The sequence below is a fragment of the Clostridium sp. UBA5988 genome, from assembly GCF_002435615.1.
Classification (GTDB): domain Bacteria; phylum Bacillota; class Clostridia; order Clostridiales; family Clostridiaceae; genus Clostridium_J; species Clostridium_J sulfidigenes.
The window spans coordinates 30192-52308 of the sequence record NZ_DJBA01000055.1 but is presented as its reverse complement, the minus strand read 5'-3'; the positions used below and the strand labels follow the sequence as shown (position 1 = coordinate 52308).

Below are 22117 nucleotides of genomic sequence, written 5' to 3'. Positions count from 1 at the left end.
AAAGTTCTTTTTTATATTTTTAAATCTATCTATCCTCAAAATTTAGTGCCTAAATTATATTTTGCTACTAAATTCTTCAATAAATTATATATCCTTTTTCCAAGCATTAACATAATAAAATAATTACCTACCATATGAATTAAATCATAGGGTATTCCATTTATCCAATAAGTTAAAGCAAAGGTTGTAGATACTGTAAAGATATATGGTATTGAATACAGTGCTCCAAAAAACATTCCAAACACACCGGATATTATACTCCAGCCTAAAAAATTTTCTTTAATTATTTTTCTAAATAACAGCACTACTAGTACTAGCATAGGCCAAACAATCCAGTATCCAAACCACCAAGTTCCCATTCCACTAACAAGACCTAGCAAAAAATTAAATACCACTACAACTACCAACGCTCTTCTGCCTAATACTAAAGTATATATTACCAGTAAAAAGGATACTGGTTCTATATTAGGTATTCCACTCATCATAACTTGTAACACAAGCATTAGCGCTCCAAGTAATGCCAATATTATCAAATCTTTAGTTTTATACATATTACCAACCTATTGTAAGTATAAGTTCTATCTTATCACCATCTTTTATAGCAGTATCATCTATACCAGTTTGAGAATTTTCTCCATTTATTTTTAGATTCCACCACTCTTGCTTGTTAGCATCAGCATTTAGTCCATCTACTCCAGTTATAAATCTAGTAGCTTGAGATGTATCAGCTACAATTATCTTCATTTCATCTAGTGCCTTTCCTAGAGTTTCTGCATTGGTTTTATGTGTATAAGTTTTTTCATGCTTATCCTTTTCACTTAAAACAGTAACTTCTATAGTTTTATCTCCCTCAACTTTTTGCTTTGCATTAAAGTTTTTGTAGATAAAAAATCCACCAATTGCAATAATTATAACTATTAAAGAAATTATTATTGACTTCATATTTTTTTTCATAGCTTCTCCTCCTAATAAATAAAATAACTCTCCTTCGTTAGAGAAAGAGAGATTTTCATGACTACTATTAGCCTTATCTCTATGTAAAAACTCCATTTCCATGCTATCATATATGTTTTATAAAATCAATGTATTCTGATTCAAATCCTAGTATGCATATAAAATATTTAATATGCATACTAGGATTTGATATTTTATAAATACTTGATATTCTTAAAACTTTTCATAAATATACATGTATCACATAAATAAGTACTGTACTATTCTATTCAGATTACATGGTTATTATGATAAAAACTTTATTATAATTATACTTTCATACTTTTCAAAATAGTTTTTCACAGAAATCTAACATTTATCATATCTTATATATACCTGAATAAATTGAACAATTATAAATTTACTTATACTAAATTCTGTTCTATATCATTTAATATATTCTGACATGACAATATAATTATAAAAGATATAAACAAATTCCATAAAAATGTAACTAATATTGAAATTACACCAACATCAAATATACTTGCTACAATTACAGAACCTATAATTCCTGGTAGTGCAATTATTATCAATGCTAGTATTGTTAAAAACATTAATAAGCCTTTCCCTGTAACCTGTTTGAATATTTTTTGAGACAATACATCTCCTGCTATAAATAACATTCCAAATCCCAATCTTGCTATTATGCATACTAATATTTCTATAGGTGAAGAACCTAATATGATTCCTGCAATAACAAATAGTATAATTCCATCTATTAAACACTTTATTAAGTTTTCAGAAACTATATACATCAATTTTTTAAGTGGACTTTCAGGAATTAAATATACGTAATGCATTTTTAGTTCTCTAACCCAGCGCCCTGCAAAAGTCATAAATAATTGAATATATGTGGCCATAGCAAATGTAGCTATTATACTTCCTATGTCCTTCATTGTTAATGTAAATATGACCACAACTACTATTTGAATTAAAGTAGTATTGTCTAAAAAGAATTTTCCTGCTCTCCTATTTTCTAACATATGCTTGAAAAAGAATACAGAAGCTCCTCTTCCTTTATTTATTCCAACATTTTTTAATTTTATCTTCTTAGTATCTTTAACTTCTACTATTCTGCCTTCTTTTGCATCTTCCACGCGTTTATGCATAGTTTCTGTAGCTTGAAGTACGTCTTCATAATATTCATTTTTACTTTTCATAAGAATAACTATAGTTAATACTATGCCTATAAGTGTTGCTATAATGTACATTAATGCATTAGAAGTTTCACCTATCAAAATCCCATAAATTACTCCTTTTATCCACCCTACAAAAGGAATAAATTCTAGATAACTTACATTTATCCCATTAACTATAGCTCCTATACCTCTTCCACCTTCTTTTATGTTAAATAGAATAGAAATTATTAAAGGTAATACTAGGAAATAAATTAAAATCTTTACTGCTTTCTTTTTACCTTCATCTCCGCTAGTAATTGAATAAATAGCCATAGATATGATACTACTTATGAAAACTAACATGAAATATCCTAGGAATATTACTATTACACCTAGCGGATTTACTCCATACCTCTGTTTAAGTACACCAGCTTGAAAGAGTATAAAGATGGATATAAATAAAGATGTACCTAACTGTCTTATAAGTCCATATATAAGTACTTTTTTAGATGATATAGGAGAAACAAAGAGCAAGTTTACATCAGACATTTTAAAAAATGTAGCTCCTGATGATAATCCTTGGATGATTTGAGTTGTAAATAAAAACATAAATAGTGCATATATTATTGCTCCTAGCTCCGCCATTGGACTTAAGCTATTTACATCAACATCATTAGAAGTTTTAGCTGAGGTTATAAAAACAAAAACCATTAAAGCTATCAAAATTATATATCCTATTAATTTACCAGGATGATTTTTCAAGTCCTTTATTTGATTTTTTAAGGTTGTTCTCCATAGATAAATAATTCCCTTCACTACTGATCACCCTTTCCTTCAGTGATGTGAAAGAATAATTCTTCTAATCCTTCATTAGATTTTTCAGCATCTTCTTTTACCCTTGTAGCAGCAATTTTTCCATTCATGATGATATGTGCTACATCCCAGAATTCCTTCACACTATCAATCATATGAGTACTTATTATCATTGCTACACCTTGATTTTTTAATTCCATTATCAATTCTTTTAATGCTTTAATTCCATGAGGATCAAGACCTACTAAAGGTTCATCAAAAATTATAACCTTAGGTTTTGGAAGTAATGCACAACAAATACTTACCTTCTGCTGCATTCCTTTAGAAAGCTCTTTTCCAAACTTTTGTTTTTTATCATCTAGTTCAAATATCCTTAACAGTTTTTCAGCATATTCTCTCCAGTCAGTAAGATTATAACCTCTTGCAATAAATTCTAAATGCTCTTCCACTGTTAACATATCATATAGTACAGGTACTTCTGGTATATATCCAATTATTCTTTTTGCTTCTATGGATTTATTATCAAAACCTTCTATTGATATATTTCCTTGAAATCTTAATAGTCCACATATACATTTAATAATTGTAGATTTTCCAGCACCATTAGGCCCTAAAAGTACTGCTATCTCCCCATCACCCACTTGAAAACTTATATTATCATTAGCAACAAATTTTCCATATTTCTTCGTGACATTATTTATAACTAACATGAAAATCACCATCCCTTAAAGTTTAATTTTATACTAGTTTTTTACTAAGTATAGTTATCCACATCTGCACTTGAGTTTAATTACCAATATTAACATTTTATACAATAACCATTGTAATTACAAGTATAGATAATAAAATACTAACAATTCATTCTAATACTAACTTAATAAAATGACTTTGTTAAAAATTTTATTAATAAAGTAATAGGTTTTAGAAGCTTTTCTTCTAAAACCTATTACTTACATTGACATTGTTAAATATGTTACATAACTAGCCACTATTGCCATACTAGCTAATACATAAGGTAACGAACTTGATACCTTATGTATCTCCTTTGCTTGCTCCTTTTTTATCTTTAACATACCATAAGCAACTACAGTACATATAAATCCAAATATTATTAATAAGTATCCTTGGCTGGATTGTTGATAAATAGATCCTTTTATATATAGTATATCAGCTAAAAACAATATGCAAAAATTAAATAAATTACTTCCTACAATGTTTCCAATCATAGCATTAAAATTACCCTTTTTAGCTAAAGATATAGAAGATGTTAATTCTGGAAGAGAAGTTGCAACTCCAAGGAACAATGCCCCCGCCAAGGTAACCCCTAGGTTTAACTCCTTTGCGATCATATCTGTTACTATAGTAATACCTATACTAAACACAATTAGTCCTATGCTTAAAAGTGTAAATCTCACATATATTTGCTTTACTGTAAGATTACAATTACTTTCTCCACTATCTTCTGCAGATTCATCTCCAGACATAGCCTTAACACCAAAGACATATAATATCATAATTGCTATAGAAAATATGCTTACACTAAAAAATGAAAATTCTCTTCCAATATAATTAGCAACAAACACTATTGCATAAATTACCATTAAAAGTTTCAGTGTATTCCTATGGCTTGATGTTACTACAGAGCTTTTGAATCTCTTAACTCCTACTAAAACTAATACCCCTAAAATAGTTAGGTTAAATATATTACTACCAAGAACATTACCTGAAACTAATTGTACTTCATTTAGAAATAAAGTAGATGAAATACTAGTAAATAACTCTGGAAGTGAAGTTACTGCTGCTAACATAACACCTCCAATAAAAGCTCCTGACAAATTTGTTTTTTTATCAAGCTCGTCTACATAATAAGACAATTTAATTGAAAAACCAATTACAAATGCAGCAAAAATTCCATATAAAGCGTATATCATTTTCATTCCTCCTCTGTATTTTAACAAAATAAAAGAGACTCATATTCTAATATAAGAATATAAGTCTCGTATTTTAAGATTAAACCAGAATATTAAATATCCAGGATGTTGACCTAATCCCATGAAGTCATTTAATACTTCCTGCTAACTACTCCCTTAATATATAAATTATTATATTATAACCTGTACAACGTTCTAATCATACCATTTTTTAAAAGTTATATCAACTAATTTTTTTAGATTTTGTGAATTAAATTTAACCTTTTATAAATCTTTTATTGAATTAAGTAGTAAATTATTTCTTCTAATGAAATGCCATGATAAGATTTTTTAATATTTTCAAATTTCCTTCGTAAATTTCCCTTAATATTTTCAATATATGATATGGTAAAAGGTAAGTATTTAGAAATTTCTTTTACATATTCCTTTGAAAAATAATTTTTGTTCATAACAACAGCAAAGATTGTCATTAAAATACAATTATCTTTTATTAGTTTTTTCAAATCTTCAATATTTTCCCCTTTAAAACAGGTTGCATCATCTAATACATGGATAGTTAGATTAATAAGTTTATTAACGATATTATCTAGATGATATTTTCCTGCTAGTTGAGACATTATAGTCATGTGTTTATTCTCATAATCTATCTTTACATCTTGCAAATCATCGCATAATTGAAGCAGAAATCCATACCCATAGGTAAAAATCTCCTCCTCTTTGTTTAAGCTTCCATTTATAAGATAACCATCCACAATAACAGATGCTCCTCCCTTTTCAATAGATATATCTAGCATATCTCTTTCATAGGGGTTACTTATTCCTTCTTGCTGAATAAGGCTTTTTACTTGTCCTTCATGAATTAATAATAATCCTTGAAAAACCTTGGGATAATCATTTCTATTAAAAACAGATTCTATATATTCAACTAACTTAAACACTTGCTTTTCATGAAAATTTCTTCCCTCTACCTCTTCACCACATAGTCTTTTATAAAACCTGTTATTAAATTCTTTCTTTTCTTCTATTGATATATCTAAATTATCTAAATAATTATCAGTATAGGGATATAACATACTATATCCAAAAATAGCCATGGTAAATGAAATATCTATATCCTTCATCTTTTGAAGAAGACTAACAATCCACACATTTCTCATAGCTTGACCAATATCTTCATAATTCATTTCATTATCAAAAACCTTGCACTGATTTATAAATACTTTAGTGGTTGCAAAAAACTGATCCTTCATTTTTTTATCTATGGTTCCTAGCTTAAATAATTCTTCTCCCAATATCATATTTTCAAGATAAGAGTTACTACTTTTCTTCCACAATTCTCTATTTTCTTCTTCAGAAGGAAACCTTTCAATAATTTTGATAAATTCATCAATAAATTTCTCAAAATTTTTCTCATACTTTTTCTTTCTAATATATCCATTAGCTTCTAAGGGAATATCTACAGATGTAGGCATACTCCACCATATTTCTCTATATAAATTTTTTAAAACCTTAATATTTTCCATATAGCTTTCACCTACATTACTATTCATTCTAATCATCTCCTTAGATACCATTTACTTTACAAATACTACACTATAGTACTTATGATTGTTAAATTTATAATATTCTTTAAATCAATCTCATAAGGACTAATTTTATTATTGTATTCATCCTTCACAATTCTTACTACTGGTCTATCTGGGAACCCATTATTTTGACTTACCACATACCCAAATAAATTATTTGATAAATATACAGGACATCCTAATGGGTAAACTGCAAATGTATCTTTAAACAACTTAATTATTTCAGGATCAAAACTTGTATATGTCTCTGCTAAAATTAATTCATAAGCTTCTCTAGGGTCAAATTTTTTTCTATAGCATCTATCTGATGTTATGGCTGTAAACACATCACATATAGAAATGATTTTTGCAAATTGGGATATTTCATTATCTTTTAATCCATAAGGATAACCTGTACCATTATACTTTTCATGATGTTCTATTACTCCACCTATTATCTCTTCATTTATTATAGGATTACCAAGTAGTATATCTCTACCGTATAATGGATGCATCTTAATTTGCTTGAACTCATCTTCAGTTAATTTATCTGCTTTATTTATGATTCTACTAGATATTTTTGTTTTTCCTATATCATGAAATAGAGATGCTATGGCTAAATCACGTAATCTTGATTTTGAAAGATTCATATTTACTCCTAGAAAAATTGCCATAATACTAGTATCCACAGAGTGTATGTATGTATAATCATCATATAATTTTACTTCATATAAATTTAGATTTATGTAGTTTTCACTCTGTATATATTCAACTAAATCATCAACCATATTTAGAGATTTACTTAAAGATTTATTATCATAATTTATTAAGTCACTAAACATATTAGGTATGGTTTGAAGTATATTCTTTTTTAAATTTATAAGTTCACTATCATCTTTTATATCTTTTAAGTCATCGTCTTGTACATATAGAAAAAATATCCCTTGTTGTTCAATACTATTTTTTACTTGATCAGTAATTATAATACCTTTTTTTAACAAAGTCTTACCTGAGCCTGTAATAATGTCCTTAGCAAGTATTTCATTTCCCTGCAAATCCTTAAGCAATGTTAATTTCATATAATCCCTCTCCATAAACATAATTATCTGTATTTTCTTACTTTATCATATCATATCTATAAATTATATGATACTTTAATTTGATTATTTATACATATACTGTATATTATGAAAATAACTTGATAAACCAATGTTGGTAGAAAAAATTAAGACTATATCATAAATTTTCGATATAGTCTTAATGTCTTTTATATTTAATCATATATTTATTCAATTATAGGGTTATAGGATGTAACCACTACAAACTATAGTGGTTACATCCCTGTGTGAAATTAGTTGGTTTTATCAAAACCACTAAGAGGGACATAAGTAGAAAATTTATATTTATATTGACTAAAGTTTTGGGATCAAAACTTTAAGTTAATAACTAAAGTAACAATTAAAATATAGTTACTTTATTTGTATATTTTATATAGGAGAAAGCCACGCCTTTGTAGCTTCATAGTTTATTTAAACTGTAAAATAGCTTATATATTCTACAATCCACTTCCTTGTAGATTCTCCTAGCCATATAAAATACAATAAAAAAAGATAGATATCATTGATACCTATCTTGGAATATACTAAATTTAAATAAGTGAAAGCTTTTTCAATTTAATTTATAGTTTAAACCTATAAATATAAATACTATTTTTTACCTAAACCATCACTGGATAAATCTTTTAACTCTTCCTCAGAAAGTATCAAATTTCATAATCCCATGGCAGGTCTCCTGGCTTGTGAATCATACTTCTTAGCGCCTTCCCAAAATAAATTAGTGGCTTTTGCTAAGTCGTCCTCACTTACAGTTACTGGGATAGCTTTGGATTTTCACCAAATTCCCTATTAAGTACTTAGTACACCTATCGGACTCTATATATTAAATTTTATTTTTAATCTAATAAGTTTAAAATGTAAGTCGTAGTTATTTTATAAAATTAACTTTCCATTCGCCTTACAATTATTATTCTACTGAACTAGATTAATATTGTCAACCCCACTTTTTTAAATAAATATATAAATATTTTTACTTAGAATTTCATTATATAAATTAATTCATTACATCTCTCTTTTGGAACACTAAGAATGAAGCTATAATTAATATTATAGCAAATACAATCAATTGAATTGCCCCCATAGTTGAACTTAAAACTATACTATATTCACTTTTAAACATTTCAGCATATTGGGAATTTGTAATGAAAGTTGATAAATTCATATAGGGTAATATAGTTTTACCTACCCATCTCATACCTAAATTTGCCATAATCATTGTAGCAACTGAGCTACCTAAATATGCTACAGTAGTAAGACCAACTGCTAAAGCTGTATTTTTTATAATAGTTGATATAGCAAATACTAATGCTATTATAAATATTAAGCTAATGCTTGAGAATAAAAGCTTAGGTATAATTGAAATTATAAAGTTTTGCTGGACTATACTTTCTCCACTGAAGGATATTACTTTTGTAGCAAGGCCTCCAAAGCCATTTACAATTCCACTTGATATAATATTTAATATAACTGTAGTTAATAGTACTCCATATCCTATAATAAATACTGATACCAATTTAGATATCAAAATTTTCCATCTAGATACTGGTCTAATCATAAGCAATCTAACTGTACCTGTAGAATACTCTGAAGAAACTATACCTCCTCCAATGATTATGCATAATATAATAGCAACACTAACATACATTAAATAAGTCGTATCAACAGAATTTCTAATATCATTATCAAATTTGACTTGTGGAATATCATTTTCAAGACTATACCAATCAAGAACTATAGCCTGTTCTATAGACTTTGTTTTCTTTTCATAGTCTTTTTTGTACTCCTCATAAGTATATCCTTTTGCTATTTTCTCGCTATTGTATTGTGTAAATTCAGTTTCACTAAGCAGTCTCTCACCATTTTCATCAATTTTATAGGAAATATCCCTAATAGTGTTGTTTTTCCAATTCTTATTGTCATAAGGAATTTTATTATTATATCTATATTCGGTTGCCTTAAGTCTTTTCTCCAAAGCATCAAGCTGAATTTTAGAATTCTCTAGAGATGTAACAAAATTTTTATTATTAGGATTTTTCTTCACTTCATCTTCTGATGTATTAATAGTTGACTTTAGATTTTTAATTTCCTCCTCAGAAGATTTAATATTCTTCTCCAAGTAAACTAAGTAATCATTTTTTATAACAGAATCATATAATTCCTTACTTTCTTTATTTTTAGAATCTATGGCCTTTTGAATATTTTCTTTACTCATATCAATATATTCATTAAACATATTTACATCAAATTCATGTATATTAAAAAATAATTCTTCACCTACTAATCCATCTAAAATTCCTGATAGAATAATAGCCTCTTTTGATTTGTTAGAAGCCTCTCCAGCTACTTCGTTTCTCCAATCATCCCAAGAAACATTATTATCTATTAAAATTTGTGACTTTTTGATATTTTCTTCAAAAATTTTCTTCTGAATGTCTTTATTTTTCTTACTTGAATCAATATTAGTTATTTCTGTTTGTTGCCATTGAATTTCCTGATTATAGCTGTTTATATACCATTTTGACTCATCTCTATTCTGTAAAAATTTTAAAACTACTGGTAACATTATGCTAGCTAAAAGTATTAAAATCACTATTACTTTAACACTAGTTTTTTTATATTGTTTTATCAATTCATTTTTTATTAGTCCACATACTTTACTCATTAAACTCTGCTCCTTTTTTACTATATTACACTATTTGCATTTTAGATCCTGTTGTTACCTTCATAAATTCATCTTCAAGAGTGTTATTAATAGGCTTAATAGTGTAAACTAATATATTCTCCATAATTAAAGCTTTATTAACATTGGCAATTTCATCACGAGAACAAGAAATTAATATTTTATTTTCTTTGAAGTCTACAGTAATCTCGTCAGATATTTTGTTATAATCATTCTCTATAATTTTTCTCGCTAAACTATAATTACTTACTTCTAATTCATAGGTTATCAAGCTTTCGATATTTTGCTTTTTAATATCTTTTAATGTTTTAATATCTATAATTTTTCCATTATCTATTATTCCAACTCGATCACACATAAGCTCCATTTCACTAAGTAAGTGACTAGACACTAAAACTGCTAGTCCCTCTTTTTCTGCCAAATGTCTTAGAGTATCACGTAACTCTTTAATTCCCATTGGGTCTAATCCATTAGTAGGTTCATCTAAAATTAAAAGCTTAGGATTGTGTAACAATGCTTGAGCAACACCAAGTCTTTGACGCATTCCAAGAGAATATTTTTTCACTTTATCATTAATACGATTTTCAAGTTTCACTAATTTTATAACTTCATTAATACGTTCTTTAGAAATATTACCATGCATTCTACCATATATCTCTAAATTTGTACGTCCTGTAAGATATCCATACATCTCTGGATTTTCAATAATACCCCCTACTTGAGAAAGAGCTTTTTCAAAATTTTTCTTTACATCATTATTACTAATTAAAATATCTCCTTCGTCAATTTTTAAAAGTCCTGTAATCATCTTAATAGTAGTAGTTTTACCTGCACCATTTGGTCCTAAAAATCCAAATATTTCTCCTGAGTTTATTTCAAAACTGACATTGTCAACTATTTTACGATTACCCATAATCTTAGTAACATTTTTTAATTCTAGAACTTTAGACATTTCCTCACCTCATACTCTTTGATGATGTTAGCATACAATACCTTTAATACTTTGAAAATAAGTTTCCTCTAATTGTAAGAAAGATGTAATAATCACTTAAATTTTTCTATCAAAAGTAATAATTTCTTAAGAATTAAATTCTCATATAAGTAACATTTATAAATAACATCTAAATAATTTTTTTAAAAGCTTTACTCTTTCAGCCATGACATTTTAACCGAGTTTCATACTTTAATTGACTAATTTTTAAATCTATATCATAGATATAATAAATATTTAACATTTTAAAAGTCCTATTTCATAAAATATTAAAACTCTTTCCTCATAAATCACTTTAAATAAGTTATCCTCTTGTACTATAATATAGTACAAGAGATATGTAGAAATTATATATTAAAACATATTTTGATATTTTAATGTTTCAATAACAATTAGTTATAATATATTAAGAGGTGATCAAATGAATTTTTTCAACGAATCCTATGGAATTGACTTATTTTCATTATTTCTTATTCTAGTATCATCTATATTAAATTTATTTTCTATTACTCGTCTTTTAGCGGGAGTTATTTTATTTTATGCATTATACAGAGTTTTCTCAAGAAATGTTGAAAAGCGTGAGCAAGAACATAGAAAGTTTTGTATGTATGCCAATAGATTTTTAAGTAAATTTAATAAAGCAATTCCTAGCAACCTACCTGTGTTCCACTTTGGTGATTGTGCTCCTATGTTTAGTAATTTGAAAAGATGGTTTAATGAAAAGAAAAATTATAAAATAGTTAAATGTCCAAAGTGTGGACAAAGGCTTAGATTACCTAGAGGTAAAGGGAAAATTACTGTTACTTGTAAGCGATGTTTCTATGAGTTTAAAATGAAAAGCTAAAACCTAATACAATTCCACAGACTATCAGTATGAATTATGTACTGGTAGTTTTTTCTTAACATTTAACTTTTTTACATTTATCTTTAATTAAATTTAATTTTCAACAAATATTATTGATTTTCTTTGTAGTTCCATATAATATATAAATAATACGATAAATTATTCGGGAATTTTATTTCCTATAATTCTTGTATTTTAAGAATTATTGTAATTTTTCATAAACAGAGTTCTTTGCTTCAGAGGGAGTTTTTACTCCCTCTGAAGGTTACTAACAGAATTCTTAGTATCAGTATTTTCGATACTTAGAATTCGTTGTCCTTTAGGGGAAATCGTTATCCAGGGTCGTAGCCGCTCTTTACTCCCACTTTGAAGAAGATGGGAGTATTAGAGCGGGTAGTCATCGGATAAACTTTTATAATTAAATAAAAAATTAGATAAGGAGATGAGTTATGGATTTTTTAATTTCTACAAAAGATGTATTAATTAATTTTATGAATTTTTTAACTGACAAGGTTAACACTATTAACACCTTTATGTGGTCTTACGTACTTATTGTTTTACTTATCGGAGTAGGAATCTACTTCTCATTTAGAACAAAGTTTGTTCAATTTAGATTTTTTAAAGAAATGTTTAGACTTTTAATTCCTAATGATCAAGATAATAAAGATGGAGTTTCATCCTTCCAAGCCTTTTGTATAAGTACAGCTTCTAGGGTTGGTACTGGTAATATTGCAGGTGTTGCCATGGCTGTGGCAGCTGGTGGTCCTGGTGCAGTATTTTGGATGTGGCTCATTGCTTTAATTGGAGGGGCTTCAAGCTTTGTAGAAAGTACCCTTGCTCAAATTTATAAAACAAAAGACAAGGATGGAAACTTTTTAGGGGGACCTGCCTACTACATTGAAAGAGGGCTCGGTAAACGTTGGCTTGGTGCAATTTTTGCCATCTTAACTACTTTATGCTTTGGACTAGTATTTAATGCAGCTCAATCTAATACAACAACTTTAGCATTTACAAATGCCTTTGATATTAACCCTGTGATAATGGGTGTACTTTTATCCGTTTTAACTGCCCTAGTAATCTTTGGTGGGGTTAAGAGAATTGCAAAAGTTTCAGAGGTTATAGTTCCAATCTTTGCAACTGCTTATATTTTAGTTGCAATTATAGTTATAGTCCTTAACTTCAAAACTATTCCTAGTATATTTGCATTAATATTTGAAAACGCTTTTGGTATAAAACAATTTGCAGCTGGTGGCCTTGGATTCACAATAATGCAAGGTATTAAAAGAGGACTGTTCTCTAATGAAGCCGGTATGGGTAGTGCTCCTAATGCAGCAGCTACAGCAACAGTTTCTCACCCTGTAAAGCAAGGACTTATTCAAACCCTAGGTGTTTTTACTGATACAATAGTAATCTGTACATGTACAGCCTTCATTGTGTTAATTTCCGGTAATTATGCAGGAACTACTTTAACGGGAATTGAACTTACCCAAAGTGCACTTAGTTCACAAATTGGAGTAATTATTGGGACTTATTTCTTGGCTATATGTACTTTCTTGTTTGCTTTTAGCTCTATAGTAGGTAACTATTACTACGGACAAACTAACATTGAGTTCATAAGTAATAATAAAGGGATACTTAATATATTTAGATCCTTTGTGGTTCTTACTGTATTTATTGGTTCCCAAGCTTCTATAGACTTGGTATGGAATCTAGCAGATTTATTCATGGCTTTCATGGCAGTTATAAATCTAATAGCTATATTATTCCTTGGAAAATATGCATTTGCTGCTCTTGATGACTATTCTCGTCAGAAAAAAGCTGGCAAAGACCCTATTTTTAAGTCATCAACAATTCCAGGGCTTAAAAATACTGAGGCTTGGAATGATAACAATGATATAGCTGACGAAGAAATAGGTTAATATAAATTTAAGACTCAATTAACTGTTTAATAGTTAATTGAGTCTTTTGGTTTAAATCTAACAATTAATATGTACTTTAATTATAAAAAATTAAAACCTTGATATTCTTTTAAGGGAATTTAAAAGAATATCAAGGTACATTTCTATATGTTATTTAAAACTTGGAACTCTTCTTGTCTTTTCAGCTGTTTTTAATACACTATATAAAACTATAGTTTCTATAGGTAACAGTATAAGACTTTTTACTATACGTACTGAGTAAGCAACAAATATTCCTTTTCCATACATAATGGATAACCATATTGGTGTAAGTACTAGGTTTATTACAATCATTATTACTAATCTAGTAATAAAAATTCGCTTTATACTTACAGGCTTTTTATATAATATTAAACCTGTTATAAAACCACCTAGGAATTCATTGAAAGTAAATCCAATGAAAAACGGACCATTAGGACGTATCATATACTTAATTACATCTGTAACTACTCCTACAAATCCAGTGGCAACAGGTCCATAAAACAAAGCACTTATTCCTACTGCAATAAAGGAAAATCCAATCTTAAGAATAGGGCTTAATTGAATAGATAATGATCCAAGAATAATGTTAATGGCTGCAATTAATGCTAGTCCAGTTAATGATGAAGTCTTTTTTAAATGTGCTGAGGACTCCTTTAATAAACTCAGCATGTCATCTTTTTTTTCTGAAAAAATCATAAAAAAACCTCCTTTTTATAATAGCTACATAAAAAAGGAGAATTCCTATTAATATGTAGCAGTGGGAATCGAAGTAAGTACCGCAAGTTTCCTTTTCGTCTGGTGACAATTCCCTGTTCACCCAGCACTTAACGCACGAACTTCTAATCTGCCTCATAATCATAGTATATCATACTTAAATTCTTTTTCACACATTTTTTTTAAATTATATATACAAATATACAAATATTATCCACACAAATATTTAAATATAGATTTAATTACCGAAACTGAATAAAGCCGAGATTAACTCTCGGCACTTTTGTTCTCATAGGCTATTAAAACTATTTTACTATTTTCATCCTTTGACATACTTTGTTCAAGATCAGTTAACCTTCTTCTTTCTTCATCTGTTACATTTGCAAATTTATATTCATTGAATGATTGCATAATATCACCTCCTGTGCAGATAGTATTAGCATTTGTATAAGAAATATGTGTACTTTGATTAACATTTTCTATAATTAATCTAAGTTCTATGGATAATTTTAACACTACTTATAAGCATATATTATAAATTCATATTCACATTAATATGAATTTATAATATATTAACTATATATCAATAATAGGATAGATATAAAATGCCAGCTGAATTATTTACACCAATATATCTAAATCAAGATGAAATTCAAAATCTATCCTCAATACTAATTGATGGATATTTCGAAAGTATAACCATCAAGCAAATTAGCGATAACACTGTTACAGGAAGATATCAGCATAATAATAAAAGCCAATTCTCCAATGACTATAAAAATACCATAGGTGATAAAGATGATAATACCGTCATAGGCAATAGCTGCTACAATTATGGTGATATTTTTAGATATTTAGAGGGTAGAAATTTTGATAGAAATGATGTAACTCTAAAAAGAGTATATGCTTCTTTTAGCTATTACAATAATTTAAGAAATAAAATGAATACCTTGGGGATTATAAAATATATTAATAATTCAAGCCCTTCAATTAATAATATTTATTCTGGAGATTACGTAGATTTAACAGGATGTTTACAAGTTAATACCATTTCTAACTGCATAGATAACTGCATATTTATATTAAGCAATTATGGAACTTCACATTTGGATAATCTATTTGATACTAAACATATCGGCCCATTAACCTATACAATGATATGTGAATTACTAAAAACCATACAGAAAGAATTAAATAAAGGAGCTACCTTTGATATAATAATTAACTGCTTAGGAGTTAACTGTGTTTTACCTATAAATTCCACATATACATCGAAACATTCTTATATATATGATGATGCTTCTTGCGATTGTTGTATACTTGGTAAAGTATCCAAGGTGGCTTACACTCCTTCTGAAAGTATTGGAATGCTTAGAAAAACAGGCTTAGATCCCTACTATACAAAACTTCTTAATTCTTTCATTCCATATTTTCACTTCTTAAACAATAATGGTTTTTTAATTCCCGGGGAATTTATAACTAGTATAAATGGTCCTGCCCTCGAAATCATTCCATTAAGTATTTGCATGTAAAAGCATCATATTACTATAAGTAGAGTTCTTAATGTTTTGATGACATTATTAAATTTCTTAGACTTTCAATCCTTACAAATTATTATCATTTATAATAAATATAGTAGTATTTCACGCTATAGGCACTAATTGTATAAATTTTACTAAAATAAAATCTCATGAGTTTATACCCATGAGATTTTTTTGTTACTTTTTCTTTATATAAAATATAGCTATGGCACCTGCCCCTGAATGTGTACCAACTGCTGTACCAATTTCATTGATAAATATTTTATTTATACCTAGTTCAGCTTCTATTAACTTAACTGTTTCATTGGCAGCTTCTAAATCATTTGCATGAGAAACAACTATATCATATTGAGGATCTAACTCTCTAGTATTCATTATATCTATTACATGCTTTAAAGCCTTATTCCTACCTCTCGCCTTTCCACAAGGCTCAAGAGCCCCATCTTTCACTGTTATAATTGGCTTAATTCCAAGAACATGACTTACAATAGCTTTTCCTGTAGATATTCTTCCTCCCCGTTTTAACATGTCTACAGTTTCCATTACAATTAAAGTTTCTAATCTTCCTACTAAGTCATTTATTTCATCTAAAATTTTATCTACCGTATATCCTTTATCTCTCATGTCTGCTACTACAGTAACTAAATATCCAAAGCCCCCAGATGCTACAAGTGTATCTACAACAAAAATATTTTCACTACCCTCTTCTAAATGCATCTTTGCTATATTGGCTGAGCTATTTGTACCAGATAATTTGCTAGAACAAGTAAGACAAATAACCTTATTTCCACATTCTAATTCTTTCTTAAAAAATTCTTGAAACTCATAAGGAGTAACTTGTGAAGTTTTAACTGTAGTTTCTTTATGCTTTATAGCTTCATAAAATTCCTTATTTGATAAATCTACCTTATCCTTATATACATGTCCATTTAAATCAACTAACAGTGATAGAAATTCTATATTTCTCTCTCTCATAAATTCTGCAGTTAAATCTACAGAACTATCACATACTATTGTTATATTACTTTTCATGATATACCCTCCTGAATACACTTTAATAATAAAAGTGTATTCGGATTATATCATCTATTACTTCTCAATACAACAAAAACTCAAAAAAATTATGAGCATAATTACCATGTAATTTATGGCTATTTTTTCTTGAAGAATTCTTTTTTTAATAGTCTTAAAGCATCTTGGAAATTTTCTTCAGCAACTCCCGAGCAAGATAGCAATAATCTAGGATAGTCATTCTTTTCTTCTGCTTCAAAGGTACGCAGTAAAACACCTACATCTGCACCTCGTTTTGCTAGTTCTTCTGAAGATAAACTACTTTTTACTTCTAGTTGTACTAAAAATCCCCCTGAACCTGGTATAGCTGTTGCTTTCTCTTCAAATACATTATTTATTGCTATACAGAGTTGTTGACTTTTAGCCATATACAGCTTTCTAGCTTTCCTAATTTGTCTTCCAAGATAACCATCACTAATAAATTTACCTAAAGCAATTTGTTCAGTTTTTGATGCCGTTTGATTGTAGACTCGCCCTCTTCTTTCATATACTTCTGTTAATTCTTTAGATAGTACCATAAAACTAATTCTTAAGGACGGCATTAATAATCGTGAAAATGTTCCCATATATACTACCTTATCTCCTCCATCTAATCCTTGTAGAGACGGTACTGGACGAGTATAGTATCTAAACTCACTATCATAATCATCTTCAATTATTAAACAATCTTCCCTTTGTGCAAAGGCTAATAATGCTAATCTAATTTGTATTGGCATTACATCACCCCAGGGCGTTATATGAGAAGGTGATGTATAAATCATTTTAATTTTATCCTCCTTAAATTTAGATAAATCTCTATTGATATTCTTATAGGTTAAAGTTTTAAACCCTCTATCTTCAAATACAGCCTGTCCCTGTTCAAAACTAGCTCCTGTAAAAGATATAGGCGATCTAACTCCTGTTAATGAGCACAATATTTGTAACAAACTTTGCACACCTGCTCCAACTACTATCTGCTCCGGAGTACAAATCACTCCCCTTCTATCAGCTACATACCTAGATAACGCTACTCTTAAATCATATTCTCCTTGTGGATCCCCATAGGATAAAAGCCTTTCTTCATTACGAAGTGCACTCTTTATGTATCTACTCCACAAATCAAAATCAAAACTCTTATAATCTACTGCATAGGTAGCAAAGTCATATAATGGTTGGTTTTGTATTATGGATTTATTATGTTGTAATTTTTCTACCTTTTGGATATCCTTATAATTTAATTCACTTACAAAAAAGCCACTGCCAGGACGTGATGCAACATAACCTTCAGCTACTAACTGCAAATAAGCAGCTTCAACCGTTGTCCGACTTATCATTCGCTCTTTTGCACATCTACGTATAGACGGAAGCTTACTTTCAGCCTTTAGAGTTCCTGTGGAAATCAGGTTTCTATAATGATTATATAGCTGAATATATAATGGTGTGTTTGGTGAATCCTTTGGGTTAATAATATCTCTTTTAACTTCATTCATAAAATTCTCCTTCAACTGTCCCTCTTAAAATTATGTATTTTGTGTATTTCAACAACGACAAACCCAATGTATATTATATATAAAGACACCAAAATATTCAATTAATTCTAAAAGAAAATAATAACTTCACATTACTTATTTTCTAAATTTGTTATTATACAAATTATTTATAATAATTTAAATCAATAGTATGGAGGTATATTAATGGAAACTAAACCACACTCTAAAATTTCTACTCGTACCATGGTTCTAATTGGACTTTTTGCTGCTTTATGCTACGTGGCATTATTTTTTAAGATACCTATTCCCTCTCCTGTAGGAAATCCATTCTTGCATATGGGAAATATGTTTGTTATATTAGCAGCATTATTGTTCACTGGTACCATTGGTGGTCTTTCTGGCTCTATAGGTATGGGATTATTTGACTTAATGAATGGTTATGCATCAAGTGTTCCTAAAACTGTGATTTTGAAGTTTGGTATTGGAGCAATTGTAGGAAGTGTTGCCGCAAGAGGAAAAAATAAAAATGCAAAGTCACCTATAAAGTGGATAAGCATTGCTTCTGGAATTTTAATCCTAATTGGTACAGTGCTTTTCGTTACTGCTACTTCTTTAGGTAATGAAATTGTAGTAGCAGGTATCGAGAAAAAACTAGTAATTAATCCAGTATTGTATATTTTTTCTCTTGTTCTTGGGTTAGGCTTAGCTTTGGTATGTACTTTTGCCAAAAAATTATCTATTGAAATTCAATATGCAGTATTAGGTGCTGTAGCTGGTATAGCTTTTAATTTAGTTGGTGAATTTTTATTTGGAGTATTTAAATTACTTCTTGTTGGAAGTGGATTCCTACCGGCAATATTAAGTTCTGCTGTGAGTTTACCTGCAACACTTATAAATGGCTCCTTCTCAATCTTTGTAGCTGTTGCCCTATATGTTCCATTATCTAAATCACTATCAAATAAAAAAGTTAATTTTTAATTTGATAACCAATAATTTCACATATGGACTCTGGTATTTGATTATCAGGGTTCTTTTTTTGTTATATAAATAACAAAAAAGTCAAGGCCTATACTAAGCCTTGACTATATTATAGAGTAGATGGGGATTATTCATACTACCTATAAAACATGATAAATATTATAAGTGCAATTACTGCAAATACAATCAACAAAACTGGGACAATCACCGATGCTGTGGCTAAAATTAGGGCTAGTAAATCATTTTTCTCTAACTCTACTTTACCAATCATCTCGGGATTTACTTCTCTTTTCTTAAATACTACTTTATATGCCTCTTTCATCTTCATAGCATATCATCTCCTTTTATGTCCTTTACTATATCTCTCCTGCAAAATGACAAGCACAGAAGTGTCCCTTTTCTATTTCTCTAGTTTCTGGTACCTGTTCCTTACATATCTCCTTAGCAAAAGGGCATCTAGTATTAAATTTACAACCCTTAGGCAGGTTAACATTACTTGGAATTTCACCTTTTATTATACTCATATCACTTTTATAATCTGGATTTGCTACAGGTATAGCTGCTAGTAATGCCCTTGTATATGGATGTATTGGATTATTATATAAATCTTCCTTATCTGCTAGCTCTACTATAGAACCTAGATACATTACTCCAACTCTATCGCTAATATGCTTTACTACACTTAGGTCATGGGATATAAATAAATATGCCAATCCCATTTTTTCTTGTAAATCCATCATAAGATTAAGTATCTGTGATTGAATAGAAACGTCAAGAGCTGATACTGGTTCATCACATACTACAAACTTTGGTTTAAGTGCTAATGCTCTTGCTATTCCTATACGTTGTCTTTGTCCACCAGAAAACTGATGAGGATATCTATATATATGGTATGGAGAAAGTCCACACTGTTCAACTATTTCTAATACTCTTTTATTAAGTTCTTCACCTTTCTTATATAGCTTATGCTCCACTAAAGCTTCACTAACAATTGAATGTACATTCAGTCTTGGATTTAAAGAACTATATGGATCTTGAAATATAATTTGCATATCCTGTCTTAAAGGTTTCATCTTTTTTTCATTATATTTTACAATATTTTCATCTCTATATAGAATTTCTCCTCCAGTTGGTTCATAGAGCTTTATTAAAGTTCTACCTAATGTAGATTTTCCACATCCTGATTCTCCAACTAACCCTAAAGTCTCCCCTTCATATATTTCAAAGGAAACATCGTCCACAGCTTTTACACAGAGTTTCTCTCCAGTGGCTGATTTACCCTTAACCGGGAAATATTTTTTAAGATTTCTTATTTCAATAATCTTATTTCTTTCCTTTTCCATCATGGATTCCCTCCTCATTATGATGTTTCTCATCTATTGCTTCATTATATAGGAAGCATCTTACCTGATGTTCATCTGAAATATTAGTTATAGCAGGCATCTTGCATTTACATTCAGCCTTGGCAAATTCACATCTTGGTTCAAAATAACATCCCTTAGGAAGGTGAAATGGATTTGGTACTACTCCATCTATAGAGTATAGTCTTTCCTTATCTTGATCTAGACTTGGTATTGATGCTAAAAGTCCCTTAGTATAAGGATGCTTTGGATTATCAAAAAGTTCTTTAATCGGAGCTGATTCAACCACTTTTCCAGAATACATAACAATTACATGATCTGCCATTTGAGCTATTACCCCCAAATCATGGGTAATTAGCATTATAGCTGTATTGGTTTTTTCCTTTAAATCATTCATTAGTGTTAGTATCTGAGCTTGTATTGTTACATCAAGAGCAGTAGTAGGCTCATCAGCAATTAGTAATTTGGGCCTACATGCAAGAGCCATAGCTATCATAACTCTTTGACGCATTCCACCACTTAATTGATGTGGATAATCTCTTGCCACTTGTTCTGGCCTTGGTATTCCAACAAAGGCAAGCATATCAATAGCAATTTTCCTTGCTTCTTTTTTATCTAACCCTTGGTGAAGCATTACTGCTTCCATTATCTGATCTTCTATTCTAAATACAGGATTTAAAGAAGTCATAGGCTCCTGGAATATCATAGATATATCATTTCCTCTAACTTTTCTTATATCCTTATCCTCCATGGGTACTATATCTTTACTATCAAATTTAATAGTCCCATCTACAATCTTACCTGGTTTATCTATAAGCTTTAAAATAGACATTGATGTTATACTTTTACCACAACCAGATTCTCCAACTATACCAAGAGTTTTTCCTGGTTCTACATCAAAGGAAACTCCATCTACAGCTTTTACAATACCATTATCTGTATAAAAATATGTTTTTAAATCTCTTACTTCTAATAAATTTTCCATATATC

The 22117-nt window shown here is 29.0% G+C and carries 20 protein-coding genes and 2 riboswitches; of the genes, 4 read left to right on the top strand and 16 right to left on the bottom strand.

The window, feature by feature from the left end; translation table 11 throughout:
* Nucleotides 1–35 precede the first annotated feature (35 nt).
* The 9 genes from B3J31_RS12180 to B3J31_RS12140 form a co-directional block, all read right to left on the bottom strand.
* Nucleotides 36–551, bottom strand: a complete 516-nt coding sequence (locus B3J31_RS12180) for a hypothetical protein (protein ID WP_346867816.1) — start codon at nucleotides 549–551, stop codon at nucleotides 36–38.
* Nucleotide 552: 1 nt separating this feature from the next.
* Nucleotides 553–954: a DUF4430 domain-containing protein gene (locus tag B3J31_RS12175; protein WP_346867815.1), complete on the bottom strand. Its 402-nt coding sequence runs from the start codon at nucleotides 952–954 to the stop codon at nucleotides 553–555.
* 404 nt (nucleotides 955–1358) lie between these two features.
* Nucleotides 1359–2930: a putative ABC exporter domain-containing protein gene (locus B3J31_RS12170; RefSeq protein WP_346867814.1), complete on the bottom strand. Its 1572-nt coding sequence runs from the start codon at nucleotides 2928–2930 to the stop codon at nucleotides 1359–1361.
* The gene (locus tag B3J31_RS12165) at nucleotides 2930–3637 is read right to left on the bottom strand and encodes an ABC transporter ATP-binding protein (protein WP_346874019.1); all 708 of its coding nucleotides are present in this window, start codon (nucleotides 3635–3637) and stop codon (nucleotides 2930–2932) included. The genes B3J31_RS12170 and B3J31_RS12165 overlap by 1 nt, the downstream gene beginning before the upstream one ends.
* Nucleotides 3638–3877: 240 nt before the next feature.
* The gene (locus B3J31_RS12160) at nucleotides 3878–4858 is read right to left on the bottom strand and encodes a cation transporter (protein WP_346867812.1); all 981 of its coding nucleotides are present in this window, start codon (nucleotides 4856–4858) and stop codon (nucleotides 3878–3880) included.
* A 275-nt stretch (nucleotides 4859–5133) separates the two neighbouring features.
* On the bottom strand, nucleotides 5134–6408 hold the full coding sequence (locus B3J31_RS12155; RefSeq protein WP_346874018.1) for a hypothetical protein: 1275 nt from the start codon (nucleotides 6406–6408) through the stop codon (nucleotides 5134–5136).
* A gap of 38 nt (nucleotides 6409–6446) precedes the next feature.
* Nucleotides 6447–7502: an HD-GYP domain-containing protein gene (locus B3J31_RS12150; protein ID WP_346874017.1), complete on the bottom strand. Its 1056-nt coding sequence runs from the start codon at nucleotides 7500–7502 to the stop codon at nucleotides 6447–6449.
* A 685-nt stretch (nucleotides 7503–8187) separates the two neighbouring features.
* Nucleotides 8188–8364, bottom strand: a riboswitch (cobalamin riboswitch).
* A gap of 168 nt (nucleotides 8365–8532) precedes the next feature.
* Complete coding sequence (locus tag B3J31_RS12145) at nucleotides 8533–10200, bottom strand: ABC transporter permease subunit (RefSeq protein WP_346874016.1); 1668 nt, start codon at nucleotides 10198–10200, stop codon at nucleotides 8533–8535.
* 25 nt (nucleotides 10201–10225) lie between these two features.
* Complete coding sequence (locus B3J31_RS12140; RefSeq protein ID WP_346874015.1) at nucleotides 10226–11170, bottom strand: ABC transporter ATP-binding protein; 945 nt, start codon at nucleotides 11168–11170, stop codon at nucleotides 10226–10228.
* A gap of 460 nt (nucleotides 11171–11630) precedes the next feature.
* Here B3J31_RS12140 and B3J31_RS12135 point away from each other — a divergent pair, with 460 nt between their 5' ends.
* A complete protein-coding gene (locus B3J31_RS12135) occupies nucleotides 11631–12053 on the top strand; it encodes a hypothetical protein (RefSeq protein ID WP_346867807.1) in 423 nt (140 codons plus the stop codon).
* Nucleotides 12054–12544: 491 nt separating this feature from the next.
* Entirely contained in the window at nucleotides 12545–13972 is a 1428-nt protein-coding gene (locus B3J31_RS12130) for an alanine/glycine:cation symporter family protein (RefSeq protein ID WP_346867823.1), read from the top strand.
* Between the two features lie 150 nt (nucleotides 13973–14122).
* Here the strand turns inward: B3J31_RS12130 and B3J31_RS12125 are convergent, their stop codons facing one another.
* Together B3J31_RS12125 and B3J31_RS12120 are read right to left on the bottom strand one after the other, a co-directional pair.
* A complete protein-coding gene (locus B3J31_RS12125) occupies nucleotides 14123–14689 on the bottom strand; it encodes a folate family ECF transporter S component (RefSeq protein WP_035133778.1) in 567 nt (188 codons plus the stop codon).
* A 57-nt stretch (nucleotides 14690–14746) separates the two neighbouring features.
* Nucleotides 14747–14842, bottom strand: a riboswitch (THF riboswitch).
* 132 nt (nucleotides 14843–14974) lie between these two features.
* Nucleotides 14975–15118, bottom strand: a complete 144-nt coding sequence (locus B3J31_RS12120; protein WP_156964350.1) for a hypothetical protein — start codon at nucleotides 15116–15118, stop codon at nucleotides 14975–14977.
* A 194-nt stretch (nucleotides 15119–15312) separates the two neighbouring features.
* Here B3J31_RS12120 and B3J31_RS12115 point away from each other — a divergent pair, with 194 nt between their 5' ends.
* Nucleotides 15313–16239, top strand: a complete 927-nt coding sequence (locus tag B3J31_RS12115; protein WP_346867806.1) for a DUF6414 family protein — start codon at nucleotides 15313–15315, stop codon at nucleotides 16237–16239.
* Between the two features lie 186 nt (nucleotides 16240–16425).
* Here the strand turns inward: B3J31_RS12115 and B3J31_RS12110 are convergent, their stop codons facing one another.
* Entirely contained in the window at nucleotides 16426–17280 is an 855-nt protein-coding gene (locus tag B3J31_RS12110; protein ID WP_346867805.1) for a DegV family protein, read from the bottom strand.
* Nucleotides 17281–17399: 119 nt separating this feature from the next.
* Complete coding sequence (locus tag B3J31_RS12105) at nucleotides 17400–18788, bottom strand: PLP-dependent aminotransferase family protein (RefSeq protein WP_346867804.1); 1389 nt, start codon at nucleotides 18786–18788, stop codon at nucleotides 17400–17402.
* A 204-nt stretch (nucleotides 18789–18992) separates the two neighbouring features.
* Between B3J31_RS12105 and B3J31_RS12100 the strand changes: the two genes are divergently transcribed.
* Complete coding sequence (locus B3J31_RS12100) at nucleotides 18993–19766, top strand: ECF transporter S component (RefSeq protein WP_346867803.1); 774 nt, start codon at nucleotides 18993–18995, stop codon at nucleotides 19764–19766.
* A 136-nt stretch (nucleotides 19767–19902) separates the two neighbouring features.
* Here the strand turns inward: B3J31_RS12100 and B3J31_RS12095 are convergent, their stop codons facing one another.
* From B3J31_RS12095 to B3J31_RS12085, 3 genes are read right to left on the bottom strand one after another with little or no spacing between them, the layout of a single operon-like run.
* Nucleotides 19903–20094 carry a hypothetical protein gene (locus B3J31_RS12095; RefSeq protein WP_150844735.1) on the bottom strand — a complete coding sequence of 64 codons (192 nt, stop codon included), beginning with the start codon at nucleotides 20092–20094 and terminating at the stop codon, nucleotides 19903–19905.
* 28 nt (nucleotides 20095–20122) lie between these two features.
* Nucleotides 20123–21112: a dipeptide ABC transporter ATP-binding protein gene (locus B3J31_RS12090; protein WP_346874014.1), complete on the bottom strand. Its 990-nt coding sequence runs from the start codon at nucleotides 21110–21112 to the stop codon at nucleotides 20123–20125.
* Complete coding sequence (locus tag B3J31_RS12085) at nucleotides 21090–22112, bottom strand: ABC transporter ATP-binding protein (RefSeq protein WP_346874013.1); 1023 nt, start codon at nucleotides 22110–22112, stop codon at nucleotides 21090–21092. Before B3J31_RS12085 ends, B3J31_RS12090 begins: the two co-directional genes overlap by 23 nt.
* Nucleotides 22113–22117: the final 5 nt, after the last annotated feature.